Here is a 20,731-nt window from a genome sequence, read left to right as displayed (position 1 = left end):
TTTTTGAAGTAAGAGTATGCGTTTTGCATATTTTTTTCAAAGCCAACGCCATCTCTATAATTTACGCCAAGATAGTTACAACCTCCACCACTAATTATATTTTCAAAGTAGGTATTTTAAACTAGTAAATAATAGTCATCAAGCCCCTTTAATGCCTCTTTTTTAGCCTTCAAGGACACTCCTTTTGCATATGTATCAGTTGCTAGGTCTGTGCTATGACCCAAAAGAACGGAAGTAAGATCTGCTAGAGAATTTTCCAAACAATAGTCTTTAACGGCTTTTGCGAAATTGCCACGTAGTCTGTGAAAACTAACATTTGCACTTGGGATAGATTTATGAATGTGTCTATTTAGGCGCTTTCCAAAATAATCACTACTCTCTTTTCCTTTCTTGATTTGCTCTAGCCACTTTAAATCAGCCAAATGCTCAATATTATGATGTAGCGGAATTTGCCTATATTTGCTAATGCCTCCTTTTTGCTTGGCAGTCTTAACATTTATAAATTTTATGCCATCTTCTTCGCATACACTTTTGCTATCAAGTTGCCAAATTTCATTAAGCCTTAGCCCAGTATGAAGGGCAAATATCATATAGTTTCGTAGATCAAGCCTTTTTGTATCAAAAACTATTTTTAGTTCATCTAGGCTAAAGTTATCTTTCGGCGACTTCTCGTCAGCTGAAATTTTAAAAGATGTAAGTATCTTAAAAGGATTGGTCGTGAGCTTGCCCATCTTTATGGCATAGTCAAAGAGCCTTTTTGAGTAAGATGTGTAGTTGTTGATGGTCTTTTTATTGAGTTTTTTGTTTGCAAGAGTTGTTTGAAAGTTTTCGGCATCGCTGTAGCTAAAATCTTTACCTTGATGACCTTTAAAAAACTCATCTAAGAGCTTGCCAGTCTTAACATAATAGCCCTTGGTTTTATCGCTAGATTTTAGCTTTAAACACTCTGTTTGCACATATCTTTTAGCTACTGCTTCAAAAGATAGCGGCGAAGTTTCTTTTGGGCTTAAAGATGCGTCCAATAATGTTTTGAGCTCTTTTTCAAGCTTTTCTTCTGGAGCTACTAGATTATAAAATTTAGCTATCACCTCTTGTGAGAGCTCTTTATATTCGCTAACATCTAAAAATATGCCATTTTGTTTAATGCACCGCTCATTTTGTCTTTTAATGTTTATCAAGACTCTTAGACTTTTAGAATTTGTATGTGTTGTGGTTATCTTTTTAGAAAGAGCTTCGTTGGCTGCGGCTTTTATAGAATTTGCCAGTCTTACTGCCTCATCTATATCTTTTGTGAAAAGGCAAAATTTAACAGTTAGCTTTTTACCATCTTTAAGAGCAGTATCAAAAAAGTAGAAATTTGGTCTATTAGGAACCTTTGTGATCAATCTAGAGCTCATAGAATGATCCTAGTTTCTGTAACAAAAGTGCAAATTTTCTGTAACAAAGCTGATTTGTCTGAAATTTAAGACAAAAATATCTGCTAATAAATGCAGTTAAAACACCGAAATTTAGGGAAGTTGGAAAGAAAAATATTGTGTTGGTGGCGGACAGAGAGGGATTTGAACCCTCGAGCCCCGATTAAGAGCTGCACCCTTAGCAGGGGTGTGGTTTCAGCCGCTCACCCATCTGTCCAAGTATTAGAAAAGTGGATTATATTTAAACACTCCTGATAGAGTGCTTAAAGTTCAGTCAAAATACACTTTTGCTAAATTTTAATGATTTATAGGTGCAAAAAGCACCTATAAATTTACGCTTTTAGTTTTAGTCTGTCGCCAGCGTAGTAAGCGATCTTCCAAACAGTAGTTTGTTTTAGGTCTTTTTCGCCATAACCTCTTGCAGCAACTCTGTCATTGTAGATTTTTTCGATCACATCTGACTCGCCAACTAACAAAGCCTTTGTAGAGCACATCGCAGCACAAACTGGCACCTTGCCCTCAGAAATTCTATCTTGTCCATATACTTCGCGCTCTTCTTCACTATTAGTTGGTAGCGGACCGCCTGCACACATGGTGCATTTATCCATTACGCCCCTTGCACCAAAGGCACCATTTTTAGGGAATTGCGGCGCACCAAATGGGCAAGCATACAAGCAGTATCCACAGCCTATGCAGATATCTTTATCGTGAAGCACTATGCCATCAGCTCTGATGTAGAAACAATCAACTGGGCAAACAAGCGAACAAGGTGCATCTTCGCAATGCATACATGCGATTGATGTTGAAATTTCTTTACCAGGCATACCTTCATTTAGTGTGACGACGCGGCGTCTTCTAACGCCGATAGGCAACTCATGAGCTTCATCACATGCTACTGCGCAGCCGTTGCAATCAATGCATCTATCTGTGTCGCAGTAAAATTTAAGTCTATTGTTATCGTTAAATGCGCTCATATTATGCCCTTTCTATGCGGCAAAGACCGCCTTTTGTTTCTGGAATTTGAGTGACTATGTCATATCCGTAGTTTGTTACGGTATTTGCGCTCTCGCCAACTGCAAAAGGTCTTGTTCCCTCAGGGAAATTTCCAGTCATATCAACACCTTGCATATATCCAGCCCAGTGGAATGGCAAGAATATCATATTAGGCTTGACTGATGGCACGATCCTTGCGCGAACCTTGATCTTAGTGCCCTCAGGTGAATGAACCCAAACAAAATCCCAATTTTTAATGCCATGTTTAGCCGCTAGCTCTGGGTGGATGTCAGCAAACATCTCAGGCGTAATGCGTGATAGATACTTACTAGCACGCGTCTCCATACCAGCACCACTAAAATTTACGAGACGAGCTGTAATAAGGTTGATAGGGAATTCTTTTGAGAAGTCCTTACTTTGTTGCAAGCTTTCAAATTTAGTATCAACGCGGTATTGTTTTGCTTTATCTTTAAAGCTTGGATACTTCTTGGCTAGATCTGGTCTTGGTGAGTGGATCGGCTCTCTGTGTTGAGGGATCTGATCAGCAAATGTCCAAACGATAGTTCTAGCACGTGCATTGCCATATGGAGCGATGTTTTTCTCCAAGCATTTTGTTGCTATGATATTACTATCATCAGTTGACCAGCTAGCTCCGATCCTTGCTTTTTCATCATCAGTTAGTGTGATGCCTAAAATTTTCTCGATATTGTCTTTTTTGATCTCAGGATATCCGCCATTTATAGATGAACCAACTGGCGCTGAGCCTTCAGCTGCTAGCTGGCTAACACCGTTGTGCTCTAAACCAAAGCGGTTTCTAAAGCCCATTCCACCTTCGCGAACTGATTTGTGTGTATCATAAAGTATTGGGCTACCTGGGTGATTTTCTGTCCAGCATGGCCATGGAAGTCCGTAGTATTCGCCCTCAACAGGAGTGCCAGGCTTGCCAAGAGATGTTACTTCATCAAATTTATCCCAGTTCTCTTGGTGGCGTTTTAAGCGCTCAGGTGTCCAGCCAGTCATACCGATAGTTTTTATGATATTTGCTATCTCGTGAGTAGCAGCTTCTGGCCATTCTATTTTGCCGTCAGCATCCCTTATAGTGCGAGTTAGCTCATCATAAAAGCCTATACGTTTAGCTAGTTCAAATAACAATTCATGATCAGGTATGCTCTCATAAAGTGGTTTGCATACTTGGCTTCTCCATTGACCACTTCTGTTTGTAGCTACGACTGTGCCGCTAGTTTCATACTGAGTTGAAGCAGGTATGATATATACATTATCTTTTTTATTTGTTATAACGGCAGCGTCATTTACAAACGGATCTACACAAACAAGTAACTCAAGTGCATCAAGACCTTCTTGAACCTTTGCTTGTTGTGCAGTAGATGTTATGCCGTTACCTATAACTACAAGAGCTTTTAGGCTATCTCCTGCATTATCGATCGCATCATTGCCATCTTTACCATTTAGCGTACCAGCCCACCAGCGTGCAAGTGAAAATCCTGGCTTAAACATCCACTCAGGCTTGATAAAATTCTTTTGCAACCACTCGAAATCAACCTTCCACATTTTTGCAAAATATTTCCAGCTTCCTTCATTTTTAGGGTAATAACCAGGTAGGTTATCTGGTAAATTTGCCATATCAGTTGCACCTTGAACGTTATCGTGGCCTCTTAGGATGTTACATCCGCCGCCACTTACGCCCATGTTGCCAAGCACTAGTTGCAAGATCGGAGCTATACGAGTGTTTGAGCTACCTATTGTGTGCTGAGTTAGACCCATCGCCCAAACGACTGAGCCAGGGCGGTTTTTGGCATAGACTTCTGTGATCTCTTTAAGAGTTGCAGCTGGCACTCCAGTCACATCTTCAACGACTTCAGGTGTCCATTTTGCAGCCTCTTCACGAATCAAATCCATACCATAAACACGGTCATCAATAAATTTCTTATCCTCCCAGCCATTTTCGAAGATGAGATTCATCATGCCATATACAAAAGGTATATCCGTTCCTGGGCGAATTTGTGCGAAATAATCAGCCTTTGCCGCCGTTCTTGTATATCTTGGATCGATTACTATTAGCTTAGCGCCCTTTTCTTTTGCTTTTAAAAAGTGTCTAAAACCAACTGGGTGATTTACCGCTGGGTTTGATCCGATTATAAAAATAGACTTTGCGTTTTGGATATCTCCAAGGTGATTTGTCATAGCTCCATAACCCCAAGTATTCGCCACACCGGCGACTGTAGAGCTGTGTCAAAGACGTGCTTGGTGATCTAGGTTGTTCGTCCCAAACATCGCAACGAATTTGCTTATATAATAGCTTTGCTCGTTGCAGTCTTTTGCTGATCCTAAAAACATAACCTGCTCTGGATTTTTCTCGCGGTAAGCTTTTAGTTTTGCACCGATCTCGTCAAGTGCTTGCGTCATAGAGATGCGTTGCCACTTGCCACCAACTTTTTTCATTGGATATTTTACACGGCAGTGTGAGCGAACCATATCGATAACGTCTGCTCCTTTACAGCAGTGACCACCAGCACTTACTGGGTGATCTTGTGCTACTTCTTGACGCACCCAAACTCCATTTTCTACCTCAGCTAACACTCCACATCCTACAGAGCAAACTGAACAAACAGTTTTTACTATTTTTGAGTCTGGAAATGGGTTTGCCATCTCTTGAGCTGTTGCTTCTCTTGTGACATTGCTTGCTGCAAAGCCGGCCGCTCCACTAGCGCCCGTTAATGCAGCCATTTTTAAAAACGATCTACGGCCGATGTTGTTTGGCGTAGCGTTTAATATAGCTTCAGACATTTTCATCCTTTCTTAAATTTCTATCAAATTTTATTTTGCTTGTTTGTAGTAAAGTTCCCAGTTTTTGCTTCTTTTGTAAAGCACTTCGGTCTTTTTACTCTTTCCTGATTTTAAATTTTCATCAGCATTTGCTGCTACAGCACCACTTGCTGCTACAGCGCCAACTAGACCGACTTTTTTTAGAAATTCGCGTCTATTTTGCATATGTACCCTCCGTTCTTAGTTTTCTTATCCTGTTTTTTTCTCTTCTTATGCTTTCAGACCTTGAAAGACCATCGCTCTTTTTGTGGTCTATCTTGACTGGTTTTGGTGAGTTTAGTGCCACGCGCTCAAACGCGATAAATTCGTTTAGCAAAACGGCCACATCTTTGTAAATTTCACTATTTTTATGCTCATATAAATTCTCTATAAACTCATCAATGTTTGGATTTATAATATTTTTAAAAAGCTCCTCTTCGCACTCGTCAAATTTACCGATAAACTCGTTCATAAGCGTAAAGACAAAGCCCACGTTATCTTCATTCTCTTTAAATTTACTCTCATCTCTTCTGATGTTTGTCTTAGCTAAAATTTTACGCACATTAGCGCAAGCATGACCCACTTCATATCCCTCATCGTAAAAAGAGAGCGAGTTTCGAAGCGGACTTGGCGGAGTGTGAAAAATGTCATCAAATTCGGTGATCAAATTCTCTGGATTTTTTTCATTAAATTTACTTTTTATATTAGTAGCAGCTTGCGATACTTCATCGTTTAGGCTATATTCTTTGATAAGATCAAGCATTTTACTAAGGCCATCAAATCTCTTTTCATCTTCACTAAATACGAAGAATTTAGAGAAAGTAGCGTAGTAAAGTTTTCTGCCAGCTGCAAATTCCTCTTTTGTGCTCACCTTTTTCCTTAAATAGTTTTTTAACGACACTGAAACTATACAATTAATTGCCTTATTAATGTGGCTTAAAATAAAATAAATTAGAAAAGTTAAAAAAAGCTTAAATATGCCTTGATTGCATATTTAAAAATACTATTTTTAGGGGGTTATATAAAATATGATTTTTTAGCATGATTATTAAAATTTAGCTCTTTTTTGATATCCATTTTTAAATTTGGGCTAAATTTAAAAAGTGGGAGTAAATTTTACTCTAAAGCTAGCATCGAGCCATCTTCAAATTTTAAAAATACTCGCTCGCCAATCTTTGTAATTTCATCATCGTGGCTAAAAATTTTGATTAAAAAGTCGCCAACTTTGACCTTCAAAAGCTTTTCATTGCCCATGTAAAGCGAGGCCGAGTGCAAAATCCCTGAAATTTGACCCTCTCCACCTGTTTTAGAAATTTTTATCTTGCTTGGGTTGATCGTGATCTTGCTTTTACCTTTAAAATTTGAAGGCAAATTTAGCTTCGCATTATCGCCAAAGCTTAGCACGCCAGCCTCTATCTCAAAGATATTTTTGTATTCAAACTCGCAGACTCTGCCTTTGTGCAAAAACACGCACTCGTTTGCTAACATACTAAGCCACTTTTCGTCGTGACTTGCGATGACAAAGCCGCAGCCATATTTCTCGTGCATTAAATTTATAGCCTTGCTAAAGAGCTTTGAAGTGGCGATATCAACGCTGTTTGTCGGCTCATCAAGCAGATAAAATGGCGCTCTTAAAGAAAGTGCCAAAGCAAATGCGATGCGCTGCGTCTGCCCTGAGCTTAGCTCAAAGTGGCGCTTGTTTAAAAACTTCTCATCAAGTCCTACAAGTGCCAGAGCTTCGCTAGTTCGCTCATCAAATTCGCTTAGTAAATTTCTACTTTTTAAGATGGCTTTGAAATTTTCTCTCACACTTCTTTTTAAAAGGGCAGGTTCAGGCAGTAAAACTGAAATTTTACGCAACATTTCAAGGCTTGGTTTGCTCTCTCCCCAGAGTGAAATTTCGCCGCTATTTGGGCTTTGTAGGCGTGAGAGCACTCGTATGAGCGTGCTTTTGCCGCTGCCGTTGCTGCCCATTAGAGCAGTTATTTTTTTAGTATTTATATCAAGGCTTGGGATATTTAGGATCTCGCTTTTGCCGTAGCTTAGGTGTAAATTTCTTATCTTTATCAAAATTTGCTCCTATTTGTCTAGTTTTTTGAGCGCAAAGATCGCTAAATTTACTAAAAATGCGATAAATATCAAAACCATGGCAAGCGCTATACCCATGGCAAATTCACCCTTATTTGTCTCAAGCGAAACGGCCGTGGTGATCGTTCTAGTAAAGTACTTGATGTTGCCACCTATCATCATCGCAACGCCCACTTCAGCCACGATCCTGCCGTATGCGGTGGCGATGACGACCATGAGAGCGTAGCGCAGCTCGTAAAGCACACAGCAAACTAGCCTTGCTGGCGCAAAGCGTAAATTTAGGATAGTTAGATAGTGCTTTTTCTCCATATTTTCAACAACGCTTGCAGTAAGCGAGATGATGATAGGAAGGGCAAGCACAAACTGGCCTAGCATGACCGCTTTTAGCGTAAATAGTAAATTTAGGCTGCCAAGTGGGCCGTTTCTAGTGATAAAGGCGTACAAGATAAGGCCGATCGCAACTGTTGGCATAGCAAGAGCTGTGTCACTTAGAAGGCGTAAAATTTTGCGGCCCCTAAAGTCGTAAAAGCCAAGTATAAAACCGAGCGGGAAGCCAACAAGAACAGCAAAAAGTATCGACACGCTTGATGTGTAAAGGGTAGCCTTGATGGCTGAATATGTTTCAAGGTTGCCGTTTAAAAGTAGATTAAAGGCTTCTGCAAAGCCGTGAAGTAAAAAATCCAATTATTCTTTCCTAGCATATTTCTTAAGATTATTTTAAATGTGCTATAATACCACATTTTCTAAAAAGGAGAAAAAATGAAAAAGATTATTTTAGGCTCACTAGCAGCTGCAGTTTTGGCGTTTGGCGCTGACAATGAACTAATCATGGCGACTACAACAAGTACAGATAACACTGGCTTGCTTGACGCGATCTACCCAGTTTATAAGGCTAAAACAGGTGTTGATATAAAATGGACAGCTGTTGGTACAGGCGCAGCTCTAAAGCTTGGCGAAGACTGCAACGCTGACGTACTTTTCGTTCACTCACCAAAAGTTGAGAAAGAATTTGTAGAAAAAGGTTTTGGCTTAAAAAGAAATGCCGTAATGTACAATGATTTCGTCGTTATCGCTGATAAATCTATCGCTGATAAATTTAAAGGTAAAGATATCAAACAAAGCTTTGAACTTATCAAAAAAGATGGTATCAAATTCTTCTCACGTGGCGACAAATCAGGCACAGACAATAAAGAAAAAGGCATCTGGAAAAAGATCGCTGGCGAAGTCCCTGAAAAAGATAGCTGGTATATGCAGACAGGTCAAGGCATGCTAGCTACGATAAATGCTGCTGCTGAGCAAAAAGGCGTTACATTTACTGACCGCGGTACTTACATTAAATATGAAGCAAACCAAAAAGGTCATCCTGAGATGGTCATCATCAACGAGGGCGACAACGACCTTAAAAACTTCTACTCTCTAATCGCAGTAAATCCAAAACACTGCCCTAAAACTGACATCGAAAATGCAGAGAAATTTATAAAATGGGCAACAAGCGAAGAGGGTCAGAAATTTATAGGCGACTTCAAACTTCTTGATAAGCCACTTTTCACTCCAGACGCAAATACACGCAAAAACTAATACAACGGGCGAGCAATCGCCCATCTTTTATAAATTTTCATAATCTTTAAATTTATTTTTAATCACTTAAGCTAAAAACCAAATTTAAAATAAGACAAAAAATGGTAAAAAGCTCCGTAAATTCAGCGTCAAAGTAATATGCAAATTTTGCATATTACTTAAAATTTTTTTAAATAAAATAATTAATTTTAAAACTACTTTTATTTTATAAGGTATATAATAACCGAACTATTAGAAATATTACTTGAAAGGAAATCTATGCAAAAGATTGTTCAAACAACCTGTCCGTATTGCGGAACTGGTTGCGGCATAGACCTTATCGTAGAAAACGGTAGGATAGTCGATGCAAAGCCGACTGATAACCACCATGTAAATGATGGCGAGTTGTGCTTAAAAGGTATGTTTGGTTGGGAATTTGTAAATTCTCCAAAACGTTTAACTAAACCAATGATGAGAAAACTAAACGGAGAGTTTAACAAAGAGGGCAAACTCGAAGAGGTTAGCTTCGAAGAGGTTTATGAATTTTTAGGAAAGACTTTTAAAAATAGCGTTGAAAAATATGGTCCAAGTTCTATCATGGGCTTTAGTTCAGCTCGTTCAAACAACGAAGACAACTATGTATTTCAAAAATTCTTTCGTGCTTTAGGAAGTAACAACGTAGATCACTGCGCTCGTCTTTGACACGCTCCAACAGTGGCAGGTCTTGCCAGCACCCTTGGAAACGGAACAATGACAAACGATCTTGTTGAGTTTGCGACTGATACAGATGTATTTCTACTAATAGGCACAAATACAAGCGAATGCCACCCGATCATCGCTATGCAGATGCAAAGAGGCTTAGAGCGTGGTGCGAAAATGATCGTTGTGGATCCAAAACGCACCGATATGGCTAAAAAAGCCGATATATTCTTGCAAATTCCAGTTGGCTCAAACATCAAAACACTAAACACAATGATGAACATCATCATCTCTGAAAATTTACAAGATACAGAATTTATCGAAAAATATGCAGAGGGTTTTGAGTATCTAAAAGAAGCCGTAAAAGACTTCACTCCTGAGAGATTTGAGCGTGAGACTGGTGTGAAAAAAGAGCTCATCATTGAGGCTGCTAGACTTTATGGCAAGGCTGGCACTGCGGCTATTTGCTACACTATGGGTATCACTCAGTTTAGCGACGGTACATCAAATGTATTCTCACTTTCAAATTTAGCTATCCTAACAGGAAATTTAGGTAAAAAAGGCGCTGGAGTAAATCCACTTCGTGGCCAAAACAACGTTCAAGGCTCATGCGATATGGGCGCACTACCTAACGTCATCCCAGCAGGTGCAGTAAATAGCGCTTATGCACAAGAGCAAGCTCGTAAAGTTTGGCACTTCGAGCTTAATCCAGTGCCTGGCTTTAAACTAACATACGCACCTGATAAGATGGATAGCGGCGAGCTAAAAGTGCTTTACGTTTATGGCGAAAATCCTGTTATGAGTGACCCTTGGACAGAGCACTTTGTGCATGCTACACACCACCTAGACTGCTTTATCGTACAAGATCTATTCTTTACTGAAAGTGCTCAAAAAGCCGATGTCGTCTTACCTGCAGCTGGTTGGGGTGAGAAAGATGGAACATTTATCAACACATCTCGCCGCGTTCAAAGAACCAGAAAAGCAAGCGAGCCAGTAGGTGGTGTAGAGCCTGACTGGAAAGTAGTTTGCAACATCGCAAACGCAATGGGACTTGAGGGATTTGACTTCTTAAGTGCAGAAGAGGTTTGGGACGAGCTTAGAAAACTAATGCCTAAATTCTTTGGCGGTATCAGCTACTATAGACTTGAAAAACTAGGTGGCATCAGCTGGCCATGCCCTGATGAAGATCACCCAGGCACACCTGATCTTTATACTGATCACAAATCAATGTTACCTGATGGTAAATTCCGCCTAGCTCCAGTACTTTATGCTGACGACAAAGATAAGCGTGAGAGCATGGAGGCTGAATTTAAAGCCAAAATGCATATACCTGATGGCTATCCAGTAGGTTCAGGCGCGATGAGCGAAGTGCCTGATGAGGTCTATCCTTGCCTATTTACAACAGGTAGAAAAGTCTATCACTACCACACAGGAACGATGACAAGAGAGTGCCCACCGCTAGAGTATGGTGCTGGCATCGAAGGTCCGCTAATCGAAGTAAGCCCTGATATCGCAAGAGAAAGAGAGCTAGAAGATGGCTGCTATGCAATGGTAGAGAACAAACGCGGCAGGATCGCAGCTAAACTTCGCGTAAATCCTGACCTTAGGGAGAGTACGATATTTACGACTTTCCACTATAGTGAGGCTGACGGTAACGAGCTTGCAAACGCACAAGACCACGACCCGCTCTCAGGTATCACACCTCTTAAGATCACTATAGCTAACATAAAAAAATTAAGCGAAGAAGAGTATATAGCATTTAGACAACAAAACGAGATGTCTATGCACTCTGAAAAACCTTATCTTTCACCTGTTAGATCATAATTTCAAGGGCGAAATGCCCTTGAATCATACAATTTTATAGAAATATTTTCTCTTATCGTCTGCATTTAAGCTTCACCATAAAAGCTCTAATCTTTGATCAAAAATTTACTTATAATGTGTATATATTTTGTATTTCTAACACTAATAAATATGACGAATATCCACTTTTACAAAAAAATGAGTTAAAAAATCAAAAAATTTTAAACAACTATAAATTTGTTTAATAAGATCAAAGTCTCTCATAAGCAAATAAATTTTTCAAAACTAAAGCACAAAGACGACTAGAAAAATTTTAAATAAAGAAAGTATGTCTAAGCCTATATTTTAAATTTTAAAAAATAAATTTTTAGCTCCGTTTTTTAGCGGCAAAAAGTGTACTTGTGTTCTGCAAAGACTTGTACTATTTAAATTTAATAGGTCAAATTTAAAAACTAGCGCTAGAAATTTAAAAACTTAATCCTTCCAAAGCCACCATTTTAGCTTGGCCTTGTCTGGACGCGGCGTATTTGCGTAGTAACAAATCATGCGGTAAACATAAAGGATACACCTATCACTACCGCGTCCAAGCGCCTTTGTGCGTTCAAACATCTCATCAGGATCCGCGCCCTTTAGCGAAGCAATGTCTGTGTAGCCAAGTGCCAGTAGATCGGCCTCGGTCGCCTCGCCGACATAGGGGATTTTCTTAAAATCGCTCAAAATTTACCTCACATTTCTTTTAAGCTCACCAAGCTCACTGCTTTGAATAAAATTTTAAATTTTATTCGTGCGCTACAAAGCTAGCTAAATTTCATCTTGCTACTACACTAAGTCGCTATCCAAGCTTCTCACAAGGTGGTCTAATTTAAATTTCTTACGCGAAAAACCCCATATTTAAAATGATTTTAGATCAAATTTTATGCAAGTTAGGGCGCTAAATTTGCTCCAAAATGCGTTCGCAAATTTCTCTTGGATTTGCGTTTTCGTAGATAGGTCTGCCAACAACGATAAAGTCGCTGCCCTCTTGCTTTGCGCTAACTAAATTTGCAACCCTCTTTTGATCGCCCGCACTCTCGCCAAAAGGCCTAACACCAGGGCAAAGCGTGATGAAATTTTGATTTGTCACGTCTTTTATGAGCCTACTTTCAAAGACCGAACAGACCATGCCGTCAAGCCCCGCTTCAAAGCTCATCTGGCTAAATTTCCTAACCGAGCGAGATAGCGTATCGTTATAAACCGCTTCAAATTCGCTCTCGTTAAAGCTAGTTAGCGCCGATACTGCAAGCACCAAAGGGCGATTTTGCAGCGCATTAAGACGCTCCATGACGGTCTTCATCGCTCTCTCGCCAGCGCTTGCGTGCAAATTTATCATATCCACGCCTATCTTTGAGACGACCTCAGCCGCGTCTGCCATGGTGTTTGGGATATCGTAAAGCTTTAGATCAAGAAAGATTTTAAACTCCCCTGCCCCTTTTAGCTCCTCTATAAATTTAGCTCCGTCTCTAAGATAGCTTCTAAGTCCCACTTTCAGCCAAAGATCAAGCCCTTTTAGCTCACGCACGAGGGCTAAATTTTCATCCTTGCTCGCCATATCAAGAGCGACGCAGAGCCTCATAGATCGCCCTTTATCTTATCTAGCACGCCGTTTATAAATTTTGGCGCCTGATCGCTTCCAAGCTCCTTTGCAAGCTCGATCGCCTCGTTTATTATGACAGCTTTATCAGTTTGGCTAAATTTCATCTCATAAAGCCCAAGTCTAAGGATGGCAAGCTCAGTTGCGCCAACCTTGCTAAAGTCGCCATCTTTTAGGTGTGGCTTTAAAATTTCATCTAGCTTTTCTTTGTTTGCTAGCACCTCTTTAAAGGTCTGCTGCGCCTCATTTTTGCGCTCATTTCTTATCTTTTTCTCTTCTAAAAATTCCTCTTCAAACTCCGCAGTTACGGGATTTATCTCGTTTGAGTAAAGTAGCGAAACGATGGCTTGTCTGACCTGATGACGTGTGGCCATTTTACTCTCCTAGCTTTTTGTATAAATTTAGCATCTCTATAACGCCCGTCATCGCTTCAAAGCCCTTGTTTCCAGCTTTGCTGCCAGCTCGCTCGATCGCTTGCTCGATGCTATCAACTGTTAGCACGCCAAATGTGACTGGTTTTGCGTATTTTAGCGTCACGTTTGCGATGCCTTTGGTGGTCTCAGCACTTACGTAGTCAAAGTGCGGCGTTGAGCCTCTTATCACCGCTCCCACACAGCAAACCGCATCAAATTTACCGCTTGCAAGCACCTTTTCAAGCGCCATAGGTATCTCAAATGCCCCAGGGACTAGCACTAAAGTTAAATTTTTCTCGTCGCCGCCATGACGTAAAAATGCGTCTTTTGCGCCCTCTACCAAGCGGTCTGTGATGATGTGGTTAAACCTTGCGTTTATGATCGCTATCTTCTCATCGCCTTTTAAAGCTAAATTTCCTTCGATTATTTTCATCTTTTCTCCTTTATTTTTTATGCAAGTTTAGCAAAAGCTTGTTTAAAAATAGACCCTTCATCAAACTATCTTTAGCATGATGACGCTAAAGATGATGAGCGCTAAAAACAAGGTTTTTTTAAAATTTATCTTCTCACCTTCAAAAACTACGCCAACCACTACTGCTCCGATCGCTCCGATGCCTGTCCAGATCGCATACGCCACCGACATAGCGATAGTTTGCATCGCATAGCTAAGTAGCGTTAAAGAAAGGGCGAAATTTCCAAGCAAAAGGATGAAATTTGCCCACTTTTTTACGCCTGTGCTTTTTGAAAATTTAGTGATAAAAAAGACGCCAGAAACCTCGCAACATCCAGCTAATAAAAGTGCTAAAAAATGGATCATTCTTTTATGCCTTTTAGCCCAAGCACGCCTAAAATGAGCGTCGCTATGAAAAATAGCCTAATGAAATTTGGCATGATCCCGCTTGCTACGTAGTCGCTAACGATCTCAGCTATGACGATAAAAGCCGTTCCAAAGCCCACAAATACAGCATAAGAGATGCTTACAGGCAGATACTTTAAAGCCTTCATAAACGAGACAAAACTTATGCTCACTAGAAGCGTCGTAAGCAAAAATTCACTTAAATTTGACGCGTGCTTTAGCCCATACGCCCAGCCACACTCAGCCACCGCACCTAGAAATATCCACAAAAAGCCTCTATTTGACATAAATTTACTTCATGCCTTTTATGGTATCAACGATCTCTTTTACATTTGCGCTAATCGCCTTATTTTCAAGACTATCATCGTTATTTTGTCCAACTATCCCCTTTAAATTTCCAAAAAATCCAGGGTCAAACCTTAGCTCGCTAGAGCCATAATGCCTCAAAACTTCGCCACTTCTAATGACTTCTACCTCGTAAGTAATGTAGATGTTGCCCATCCTATCGCTCTTAGCAAAGGTTGCTTCGCCTATAAATTCCCTGCGGTGAGTGATCTTTATCTTTAGCTCGTCGCTTGAATTTTGATCAAGCAAATTTTCTTTTGTAAGCGCCTCTGTGATTTGCTTATTATATTTTTTTTCGATCATTTTTGGGCTTTGGTATAAAAATTTTGTCGGCTCGTGGCGCTGCACATGAGTGTAGCTAATGCCCTCAAATTTATACTTGCCAGCAAGCGGCACCTTTGGCTGAGATGAGCCACAACCTACTAAAAATAACACTCCTAAAAGTAGCGCTAAAATCCTTTTCATCTCTCTCCTTAGTTTAAAAATTTAAAATTTCCTCTATCTTTAGCGTGTCATTTACGACTTTTTCAAGCTCGTCTAAATTTAGCATATTTGGCCCATCACATAGCGCTTCGCAAGGATTTATGTGCGTCTCGTAGAAAAATCCATCCACCCCAACGCTAGCTGCCGCCCTTGCAAGATACGGCACAAACCTAGCATCGCCACCGCTTTTTTCGCCAAGTGCGCTTGGCATCTGCACGCTGTGGGTAGCGTCAAAGATGACTGGCGCAAATTCTCTCATCATCACCAAATTTCTCATATCAACGACTAAATTTCCATATCCAAAGGTGCTTCCACGCTCCGTTAGCCAGACGCCATTTGCCTTTGCGACATCGTATCCGTCGCCGCTCACACCTCTTGTCTCAAGCACCTTTTTAACAGAGTGTTTCATAGCAGACGCTGCCAAAAACTGCCCTTTTTTGATGTTTACGACTGCTTTTGTCTTTGCAGCCGCTACAAGCAGGTCAGTTTGGCGGCACAAAAATGCAGGGATCTGCAGCACATCAGCCACTTCTCCAACTGGCTGCGCTTGATAGCTCTCGTGGATATCGGTTAAAATTTTAAAACCAAATTCTTTTTTCACATCAGCCAAAATTTCGCAGCCTTTTTCAAGCCCAGGGCCACGAAATGAGCTAATGCTCGTGCGATTTGCCTTATCAAAGCTCGACTTAAAGTAAAAATCAAGCTTTGGATTTTCATTAAATTTAACTAGCCTTTTTGCCACTTCAAAAACAAGCTCCTTGCTCTCTATCACGCAAGGTCCAGCGATTAAGATCATTTTTTCTCCTTTATTTTTCTTTAACAACTAAAATTCCACTCACCACGACAAGCACGATACCTGCGAGTGCCAAGTGATTTGGCAACGCATCACCCATAAAATAACCAATAATAAGCGTAAAAATGACGTCAGCATAGCTAACCGCAGCGATCACACCAGCTTTTTTGCCAACCGCAAATGCCTTTGTCATAAACGCCTGAAAATAGTAGCCACTAAGCCCCATTAGCAAGATAAAAACGACGTTGTGCCAGCTTGGCATAGCAAATTTAGAAAATAAAAAATCCAGAGGCTCATAAGTGAAAAACTCAGCCATCCCCATACAAATAAGCGGCAAAAACGAGCCCCAAAGCATGAAGCTTAGCACGATGATATTTGTGCCGTAGCTCTTGTTTAGCTCCTTGACACTTGTGTAGGCAATAGCCGCTCCAAGGCCGCTCCAAATGCCGATGATGTCAGTTTTATTGATACCTAAATTTGGCTGGATAACAAGCAAAATTCCACCAAATCCTAAAAAGACAGCAAACCAGCCAAGCGAGCTTAGACGCTCCTTAAAAACAATAGCTGCGAGAATGGCTGTAAATATCGGGTTTGTCTTTTGAAAGGTAAAGGCTGTGGCTAAATTTACGTGTGCGACGTTATAAAAAAATGCAAAAAGCGCCACCGTACCCACAAAACCACGAAACATCAGTAAGAAAAAGTGTCCGCCAGTTTGTTTAAATGGAAATTTATAGATGGCATAGATGACGATGAAAAGTCCGATTAAATTTCTAAAAAAAACAACTTCAATAGAAGGCATATCTTTGCTCAGATACTTTGCAAATGCGCCAGTCACGGCAAACATAAAGCAAGCAAAGAGCATATAAAAAATGCCAAGATGTGAAATATAAAACCTTTTTAACATCGCAAAACCTCTAAATTTAAAGCACTCATTTTAATAAAAAATGGCTTAAATTTTGGTTGATTTTTTCTTTTATTTCGGCGCTTTTAAGCGTAATTTTATACTTTATATAAGAGAAAAATTTGTATAATCAGCCATCATAAAAAGGACAAAATTTGCAAAAAGTAATATTAGTAGGCAAGCCAAATGTCGGCAAAAGCTCACTTTTTAACCGCTTAGCAAGAAGACGCATCGCCATAACAAGCGACGTTAGCGGCACCACAAGAGATACAAACAAAGCTAAGATCGAAGTTGAGGGCAAAGAGTGTATATTAATCGACAGCGGCGGGCTTGATGATAGCAGCGAGCTTTTTAAAAACGTAAAAGCAAAGACCTTGGCAGAGGCTAAAAACTCAGACGTTATCCTCTACATGGTCGATGGCAAAATGATGCCAGATGACGAGGATAGAGCCATTTTTTACGAGCTTAGCAAGCTAAATTTACCAATCGCTCTAGTCATAAATAAAATCGACAGCAAAAAAGACGAGCAAAGAGAGTGGGAATTTGTAAGTTTTGGCGCGAAAAACTCATTTGGCATTTCAGTAAGCCACAACACAGGAGTTGATGAGCTTAGCATCTGGCTAGCAAAGCACCTAGAAGAGAAAGTGCAGATAAAGGCCGATTTGAACGATGATTTTGATGATTTTTTAGAAAACTATAACGACGAGGGCGAGCTAAGCGACGAGATAGACTACGAGAGCAAAAATATAAGAGTTGGCATCATAGGCCGTGTAAATGTCGGCAAAAGCTCACTTCTAAACGCCCTTGTAAAAGAGAGCCGTGCCGTTGTTAGCGACGTAGCAGGCACTACGATCGATCCAGTCAATGAAATTTACGAGCATGACGGCAGGGTTTTTGAGTTTGTAGATACTGCTGGTATCAGAAAGCGTGGCAAGATCGAGGGTATCGAAAGATACGCACTAAATAGAACTGAGAAAATTTTAGAAGAGACAGACGTGGCGCTACTTGTGCTTGATAGCTCTGAGCCGCTAACCGAGCTTGATGAGCGTATCGCTGGCATCGCTTCGAAATTTGAGCTTGGCGTCATCATCGTGCCAAACAAATGGGACAAAAGCAGCGAAGAATTTGACGAGCTTTGCAAAGAGATAAAAGATAGGTTTAAATTTCTTGCATACGCGCCGATCATCAGCGTTTCGGCACTTGGTGGCAAAAGAGTGCATAAAATTTACCCGCTCATAGTTGAAATTTACAAAAACTACACCCAAAAAATCCAAACTTCAAAGCTAAACGAAGTGATCGGCGAAGCGACCAAAGCGCACCCACTGCCACGCGACAAAGGCAGGGTCGTGAAAATTTACTACGCAGTGCAGTTTAAAACAGCGCCTATCATGATAGCACTCATAATGAACCGCCCAAAATGCCTGCACTTTAGCTACAAACGCTACCTAACAAACAAGCTTAGAGAGAGCTTTAGCCTAGCTGGCGTGCCTATCGTGCTAATCCCTAAAAAACGTGGAGAGAGCGATGAAGACAAAGAACAATAATATCGTTTTGATAGGGTTTATGGGCGTTGGCAAGGGCACGACTGCAAGGGCGCTAAGCAAGGCGCTAAAGACGATGAATCTTGACTGCGACGACTTGCTAGAGAGCTCACAAAATATGAAGATAAAAGCTATCTTTGATGAATTTGGCGAAGAGCATTTTAGGCAGCTTGAAAAGGATCTAGCTAAATTTTTAGCAACAAATGTCAAAAATGCGATCATCTCGACAGGTGGAGGCTTTGCGAAGGTTAAAAATCTAAACAAAATAGGCACCGTGATCTATCTAAAAGCAAGCTTTGATGCGATCATGCAAAGGCTAAAAAATAGCAAAAATAGCGAGAAAAAGATCGCTAAACGCCCACTTTTAAATGACCTAAAAAAGGCTGAAGCGCTGCATCTGGAGCGAGAGAAGCTTTATGAGAAAAAGGCTGATTATATCGTTGAAGTGGAGGGCAAGACCCCAAAGCAGATCGTAAAAGAGATAAGGATACTTTTAAAAGTTTAGTTGCAAAGTAGCGTGAATGCTGTTTGCAACGATAAATTTCAAGATCAGGCTAGATGGAGTCTGGCGTGGTGTTGGAATTTGTGATGTTTGAGCTAGATTTAGCGTTTTGTAGTGAGAAATTTTGGCGAAGTTTTGAGATAAATTTTTGCTTCTCTTTGATAAAGCACTAAAGTGACAAATGTTATGCGGTTAAATTTTAAGATCAAGCTAGACTAAAAAGTCTGACATGATGTTAAAATTTAAACGTTTTAACGAAGAGTTTTTTGTTTAGGCGAGACGAAATTTTGTTTTCTGCCGAGTTAAATTTTAAGATTAGGCTAGATAAAAATATCTGCCCTGATGTTAAAATTTAACAAAGCATTTTGGCGAAGTATCGTGAGATGATTTTGAGAGTTGTGAAGAAATTTTAAGCCGAGGCTAGACACTTAGTCTGCCGAAAGCTTAAAATTTCAAAACTCTATCAAAAGCACTCACGAGAAAAAGCCAAAATTTGAAAGGATAAGATGAGAGTATTAACCGGCCTCCAACCAAGCGGAAAGTTGCATTTAGGCAACTATTTTGCCTCGATAAAGCAGATGGTTGATATGCAAGAGCAAAACGAGATGTTTATGTTTATAGCAAACTACCACGCGATGACTAGTCTTAGCGAGGCAAAGGCGCTAAAGCAAAACACCTTTGACGCTGCGTGTGCCTTTTTGGCGCTTGGGATCGACCCAAATAAGAGCATTTTCTGGGTGCAAAGTGACGTTAAAGAGGTGCTTGAGCTTTACTGGGTACTAAGCCAGCACACGCCTATGGGCCTACTTGAGCGCGCGCACAGCTACAAAGACAAGGTCGCAAAGGGCCTTAGCTCGCACCACGGACTCTTTAGCTATCCAGTTTTGATGGCGGCTGATATCTTGCTTTATAACGCGCAGGTCGTGCCTGTGGGCAAGGACCAGATCCAGCACGTAGAAATCGCGCGTGATATTGCGATCAAATTTAACAACGAACATGGCGAGATTTTCACTCTGCCTGAAGCAAAGATCGATGAAAATGTCGCTACCGTGCCTGGCACAAACGGCGAAAAGATGAGTAAGAGCTATGGCAATACGATCGATATCTTCGCAGATGCCAAGACGCTTAAAAAGCAAATTTCTAGCATCGTAACTGACGGCACGCCGCTTGAAGAGCCAAAGCAGTGGCAAAACTGCAACGTTTATAATATCGCAAAGCTATTTTTAGACGAGAACGGACAGCGCGACTTGCAGGCAAGATATGAGCGTGGCGGCGAGGGTCACGGACACTTTAAAGCCTATCTAAACGAGCTTGTTTGGGACTATTTTAAAGATGCAAGAGAGAAATTTGAGCACTATCAAAATAATCCTGACGAGGTGGCTAAAATTTTAGATCTAGGCGCTAAAAAAGCTCAAAATATAGCTCACGAAACGATAGAAAAAGTGCGTGAAGCAGTTGGAATTTACAGATAAGGAAAAAAATGCAAAATTTATACCCATACGCACAGATAGTCCATCTTTTTTGTGCGATCATATTTGTTGGCTACCTATTTTTTGATGTGATCATCTTAAGAGCGGCGAGTAAAAAGATGCCACCAGAGCTTGCGCAAAAGGCAAAGCAAGCCATCGGCTCGGTAGCTGTTAGGATCATGCCTATTTGTCTGCTACTTTTAGTTCTAACTGGTGGCATAATGATAAGCAATTGGATCGGTAATAAAGCTTTTATGATCAAATTTTTCTTAGCGATGGTAATCGTGGCTGCGGTAATAGTAAATTTAAGCTGCAAATTTATATTTAAGCGCCCTAGCCCACTTGGCAACATCCACCCTATCGCACTTACGCTTGCGGTGCTAATCGTCCTGCTTGCAAAAGTTATGTTTATGGTTTAAG

General features: G+C 40.5%; 22 protein-coding genes and 1 tRNA gene. 6 read left to right on the top strand and 17 right to left on the bottom strand.

Annotated elements, in window-relative coordinates:
* Positions 1–116: 116 nt before the first annotated feature.
* The 8 genes from F3G88_RS09505 to tupB form a co-directional block, all read right to left on the bottom strand.
* Positions 117–1,397, bottom strand: a complete 1,281-nt coding sequence (locus F3G88_RS09505; RefSeq protein ID WP_188117485.1) for a tyrosine-type recombinase/integrase — start codon at positions 1,395–1,397, stop codon at positions 117–119.
* Between the two features lie 144 nt (positions 1,398–1,541).
* Positions 1,542–1,632: transfer RNA gene (locus F3G88_RS09500), tRNA-Ser, on the bottom strand.
* A 115-nt stretch (positions 1,633–1,747) separates the two neighbouring features.
* The gene (gene fdh3B / locus F3G88_RS09495) at positions 1,748–2,389 is read right to left on the bottom strand and encodes a formate dehydrogenase FDH3 subunit beta (RefSeq protein ID WP_149716032.1); all 642 of its coding nucleotides are present in this window, start codon (positions 2,387–2,389) and stop codon (positions 1,748–1,750) included.
* 1 nt (position 2,390) lies between these two features.
* The gene (locus F3G88_RS09490) at positions 2,391–5,213 is read right to left on the bottom strand and encodes a formate dehydrogenase subunit alpha (RefSeq protein ID WP_223228778.1); all 2,823 of its coding nucleotides are present in this window, start codon (positions 5,211–5,213) and stop codon (positions 2,391–2,393) included.
* 30 nt (positions 5,214–5,243) lie between these two features.
* The gene (locus F3G88_RS09480) at positions 5,244–5,417 is read right to left on the bottom strand and encodes a twin-arginine translocation signal domain-containing protein (protein WP_103571853.1); all 174 of its coding nucleotides are present in this window, start codon (positions 5,415–5,417) and stop codon (positions 5,244–5,246) included.
* Positions 5,407–6,102 carry a TorD/DmsD family molecular chaperone gene (locus tag F3G88_RS09475; protein ID WP_103566866.1) on the bottom strand — a complete coding sequence of 232 codons (696 nt, stop codon included), beginning with the start codon at positions 6,100–6,102 and terminating at the stop codon, positions 5,407–5,409. The genes F3G88_RS09480 and F3G88_RS09475 overlap by 11 nt, the downstream gene beginning before the upstream one ends.
* A 245-nt stretch (positions 6,103–6,347) precedes the next feature.
* Positions 6,348–7,301 (bottom strand): tungstate ABC transporter ATP-binding protein TupC, encoded by a 954-nt coding sequence (tupC, locus tag F3G88_RS09470; RefSeq protein WP_149716030.1) that lies wholly within the window; start codon positions 7,299–7,301, stop codon positions 6,348–6,350.
* Between the two features lie 9 nt (positions 7,302–7,310).
* On the bottom strand, positions 7,311–8,003 hold the full coding sequence (gene tupB, locus F3G88_RS09465; RefSeq protein WP_149716029.1) for a tungstate ABC transporter permease TupB: 693 nt from the start codon (positions 8,001–8,003) through the stop codon (positions 7,311–7,313).
* Positions 8,004–8,078: 75 nt separating this feature from the next.
* Here tupB and tupA point away from each other — a divergent pair, with 75 nt between their 5' ends.
* Positions 8,079–8,897: a tungstate ABC transporter substrate-binding protein TupA gene (gene tupA, locus F3G88_RS09460; protein ID WP_103558927.1), complete on the top strand. Its 819-nt coding sequence runs from the start codon at positions 8,079–8,081 to the stop codon at positions 8,895–8,897.
* A 258-nt stretch (positions 8,898–9,155) separates the two neighbouring features.
* Positions 9,156–11,399 carry a molybdopterin oxidoreductase family protein gene (locus tag F3G88_RS09450; RefSeq protein ID WP_223228777.1) on the top strand — a complete coding sequence of 748 codons (2,244 nt, stop codon included), beginning with the start codon at positions 9,156–9,158 and terminating at the stop codon, positions 11,397–11,399.
* A 453-nt stretch (positions 11,400–11,852) separates the two neighbouring features.
* Here F3G88_RS09450 and F3G88_RS09445 read toward each other — a convergent pair whose 3' ends face one another.
* From F3G88_RS09445 to F3G88_RS09405, 9 genes are all read right to left on the bottom strand, one after another.
* Positions 11,853–12,095: a helix-hairpin-helix domain-containing protein gene (locus F3G88_RS09445; RefSeq protein ID WP_107969957.1), complete on the bottom strand. Its 243-nt coding sequence runs from the start codon at positions 12,093–12,095 to the stop codon at positions 11,853–11,855.
* Positions 12,096–12,309: 214 nt separating this feature from the next.
* Positions 12,310–12,990, bottom strand: coding sequence for an orotidine-5'-phosphate decarboxylase (gene pyrF / locus F3G88_RS09440; RefSeq protein ID WP_148807063.1), 681 nt, complete (start codon positions 12,988–12,990; stop codon positions 12,310–12,312).
* Entirely contained in the window at positions 12,987–13,382 is a 396-nt protein-coding gene (gene nusB / locus F3G88_RS09435; protein ID WP_004317696.1) for a transcription antitermination factor NusB, read from the bottom strand. The genes pyrF and nusB overlap by 4 nt, the downstream gene beginning before the upstream one ends.
* Position 13,383: 1 nt before the next feature.
* Positions 13,384–13,854, bottom strand: coding sequence for a 6,7-dimethyl-8-ribityllumazine synthase (gene ribH / locus F3G88_RS09430; RefSeq protein ID WP_149716027.1), 471 nt, complete (start codon positions 13,852–13,854; stop codon positions 13,384–13,386).
* Between the two features lie 60 nt (positions 13,855–13,914).
* Positions 13,915–14,238: a DMT family transporter gene (locus F3G88_RS09425; RefSeq protein ID WP_149716026.1), complete on the bottom strand. Its 324-nt coding sequence runs from the start codon at positions 14,236–14,238 to the stop codon at positions 13,915–13,917.
* Positions 14,235–14,564, bottom strand: coding sequence for a DMT family transporter (locus tag F3G88_RS09420; protein WP_021084512.1), 330 nt, complete (start codon positions 14,562–14,564; stop codon positions 14,235–14,237). The genes F3G88_RS09425 and F3G88_RS09420 overlap by 4 nt, the downstream gene beginning before the upstream one ends.
* 4 nt (positions 14,565–14,568) lie before the next feature.
* Positions 14,569–15,087, bottom strand: coding sequence for a hypothetical protein (locus tag F3G88_RS09415; RefSeq protein ID WP_149716025.1), 519 nt, complete (start codon positions 15,085–15,087; stop codon positions 14,569–14,571).
* A 13-nt stretch (positions 15,088–15,100) separates the two neighbouring features.
* A complete protein-coding gene (kdsA, locus tag F3G88_RS09410; protein ID WP_149716024.1) occupies positions 15,101–15,901 on the bottom strand; it encodes a 3-deoxy-8-phosphooctulonate synthase in 801 nt (266 codons plus the stop codon).
* Positions 15,902–15,911: 10 nt separating this feature from the next.
* Positions 15,912–16,802 carry a DMT family transporter gene (locus F3G88_RS09405; RefSeq protein WP_004317649.1) on the bottom strand — a complete coding sequence of 297 codons (891 nt, stop codon included), beginning with the start codon at positions 16,800–16,802 and terminating at the stop codon, positions 15,912–15,914.
* A gap of 152 nt (positions 16,803–16,954) precedes the next feature.
* On the opposite strand from F3G88_RS09405, the gene der reads away from it, so the two are divergent.
* The 4 genes from der to F3G88_RS09385 all read left to right on the top strand — a co-directional run bounded on the left by der (position 16,955) and on the right by F3G88_RS09385 (position 20,730).
* Positions 16,955–18,343, top strand: coding sequence for a ribosome biogenesis GTPase Der (gene der, locus F3G88_RS09400; protein WP_149716023.1), 1,389 nt, complete (start codon positions 16,955–16,957; stop codon positions 18,341–18,343).
* The gene (locus F3G88_RS09395) at positions 18,324–18,845 is read left to right on the top strand and encodes a shikimate kinase (protein WP_149716022.1); all 522 of its coding nucleotides are present in this window, start codon (positions 18,324–18,326) and stop codon (positions 18,843–18,845) included. Before der ends, F3G88_RS09395 begins: the two co-directional genes overlap by 20 nt.
* A 503-nt stretch (positions 18,846–19,348) precedes the next feature.
* Entirely contained in the window at positions 19,349–20,314 is a 966-nt protein-coding gene (gene trpS / locus F3G88_RS09390; protein WP_149716021.1) for a tryptophan--tRNA ligase, read from the top strand.
* An 8-nt stretch (positions 20,315–20,322) separates the two neighbouring features.
* Positions 20,323–20,730: a copper resistance protein CopD gene (locus tag F3G88_RS09385; protein ID WP_149716020.1), complete on the top strand. Its 408-nt coding sequence runs from the start codon at positions 20,323–20,325 to the stop codon at positions 20,728–20,730.
* The last annotated feature ends 1 nt before the right edge of the window (position 20,731 follow it).

Origin of the sequence: Campylobacter concisus (assembly GCF_902460675.1) — a bacterium.
Taxonomy (GTDB): Bacteria; Campylobacterota; Campylobacteria; order Campylobacterales; family Campylobacteraceae; genus Campylobacter_A; species Campylobacter_A concisus_AJ.
Note: the sequence above shows the minus strand (reverse complement) of the source record. Positions and strands in the feature narration are given on the sequence as shown.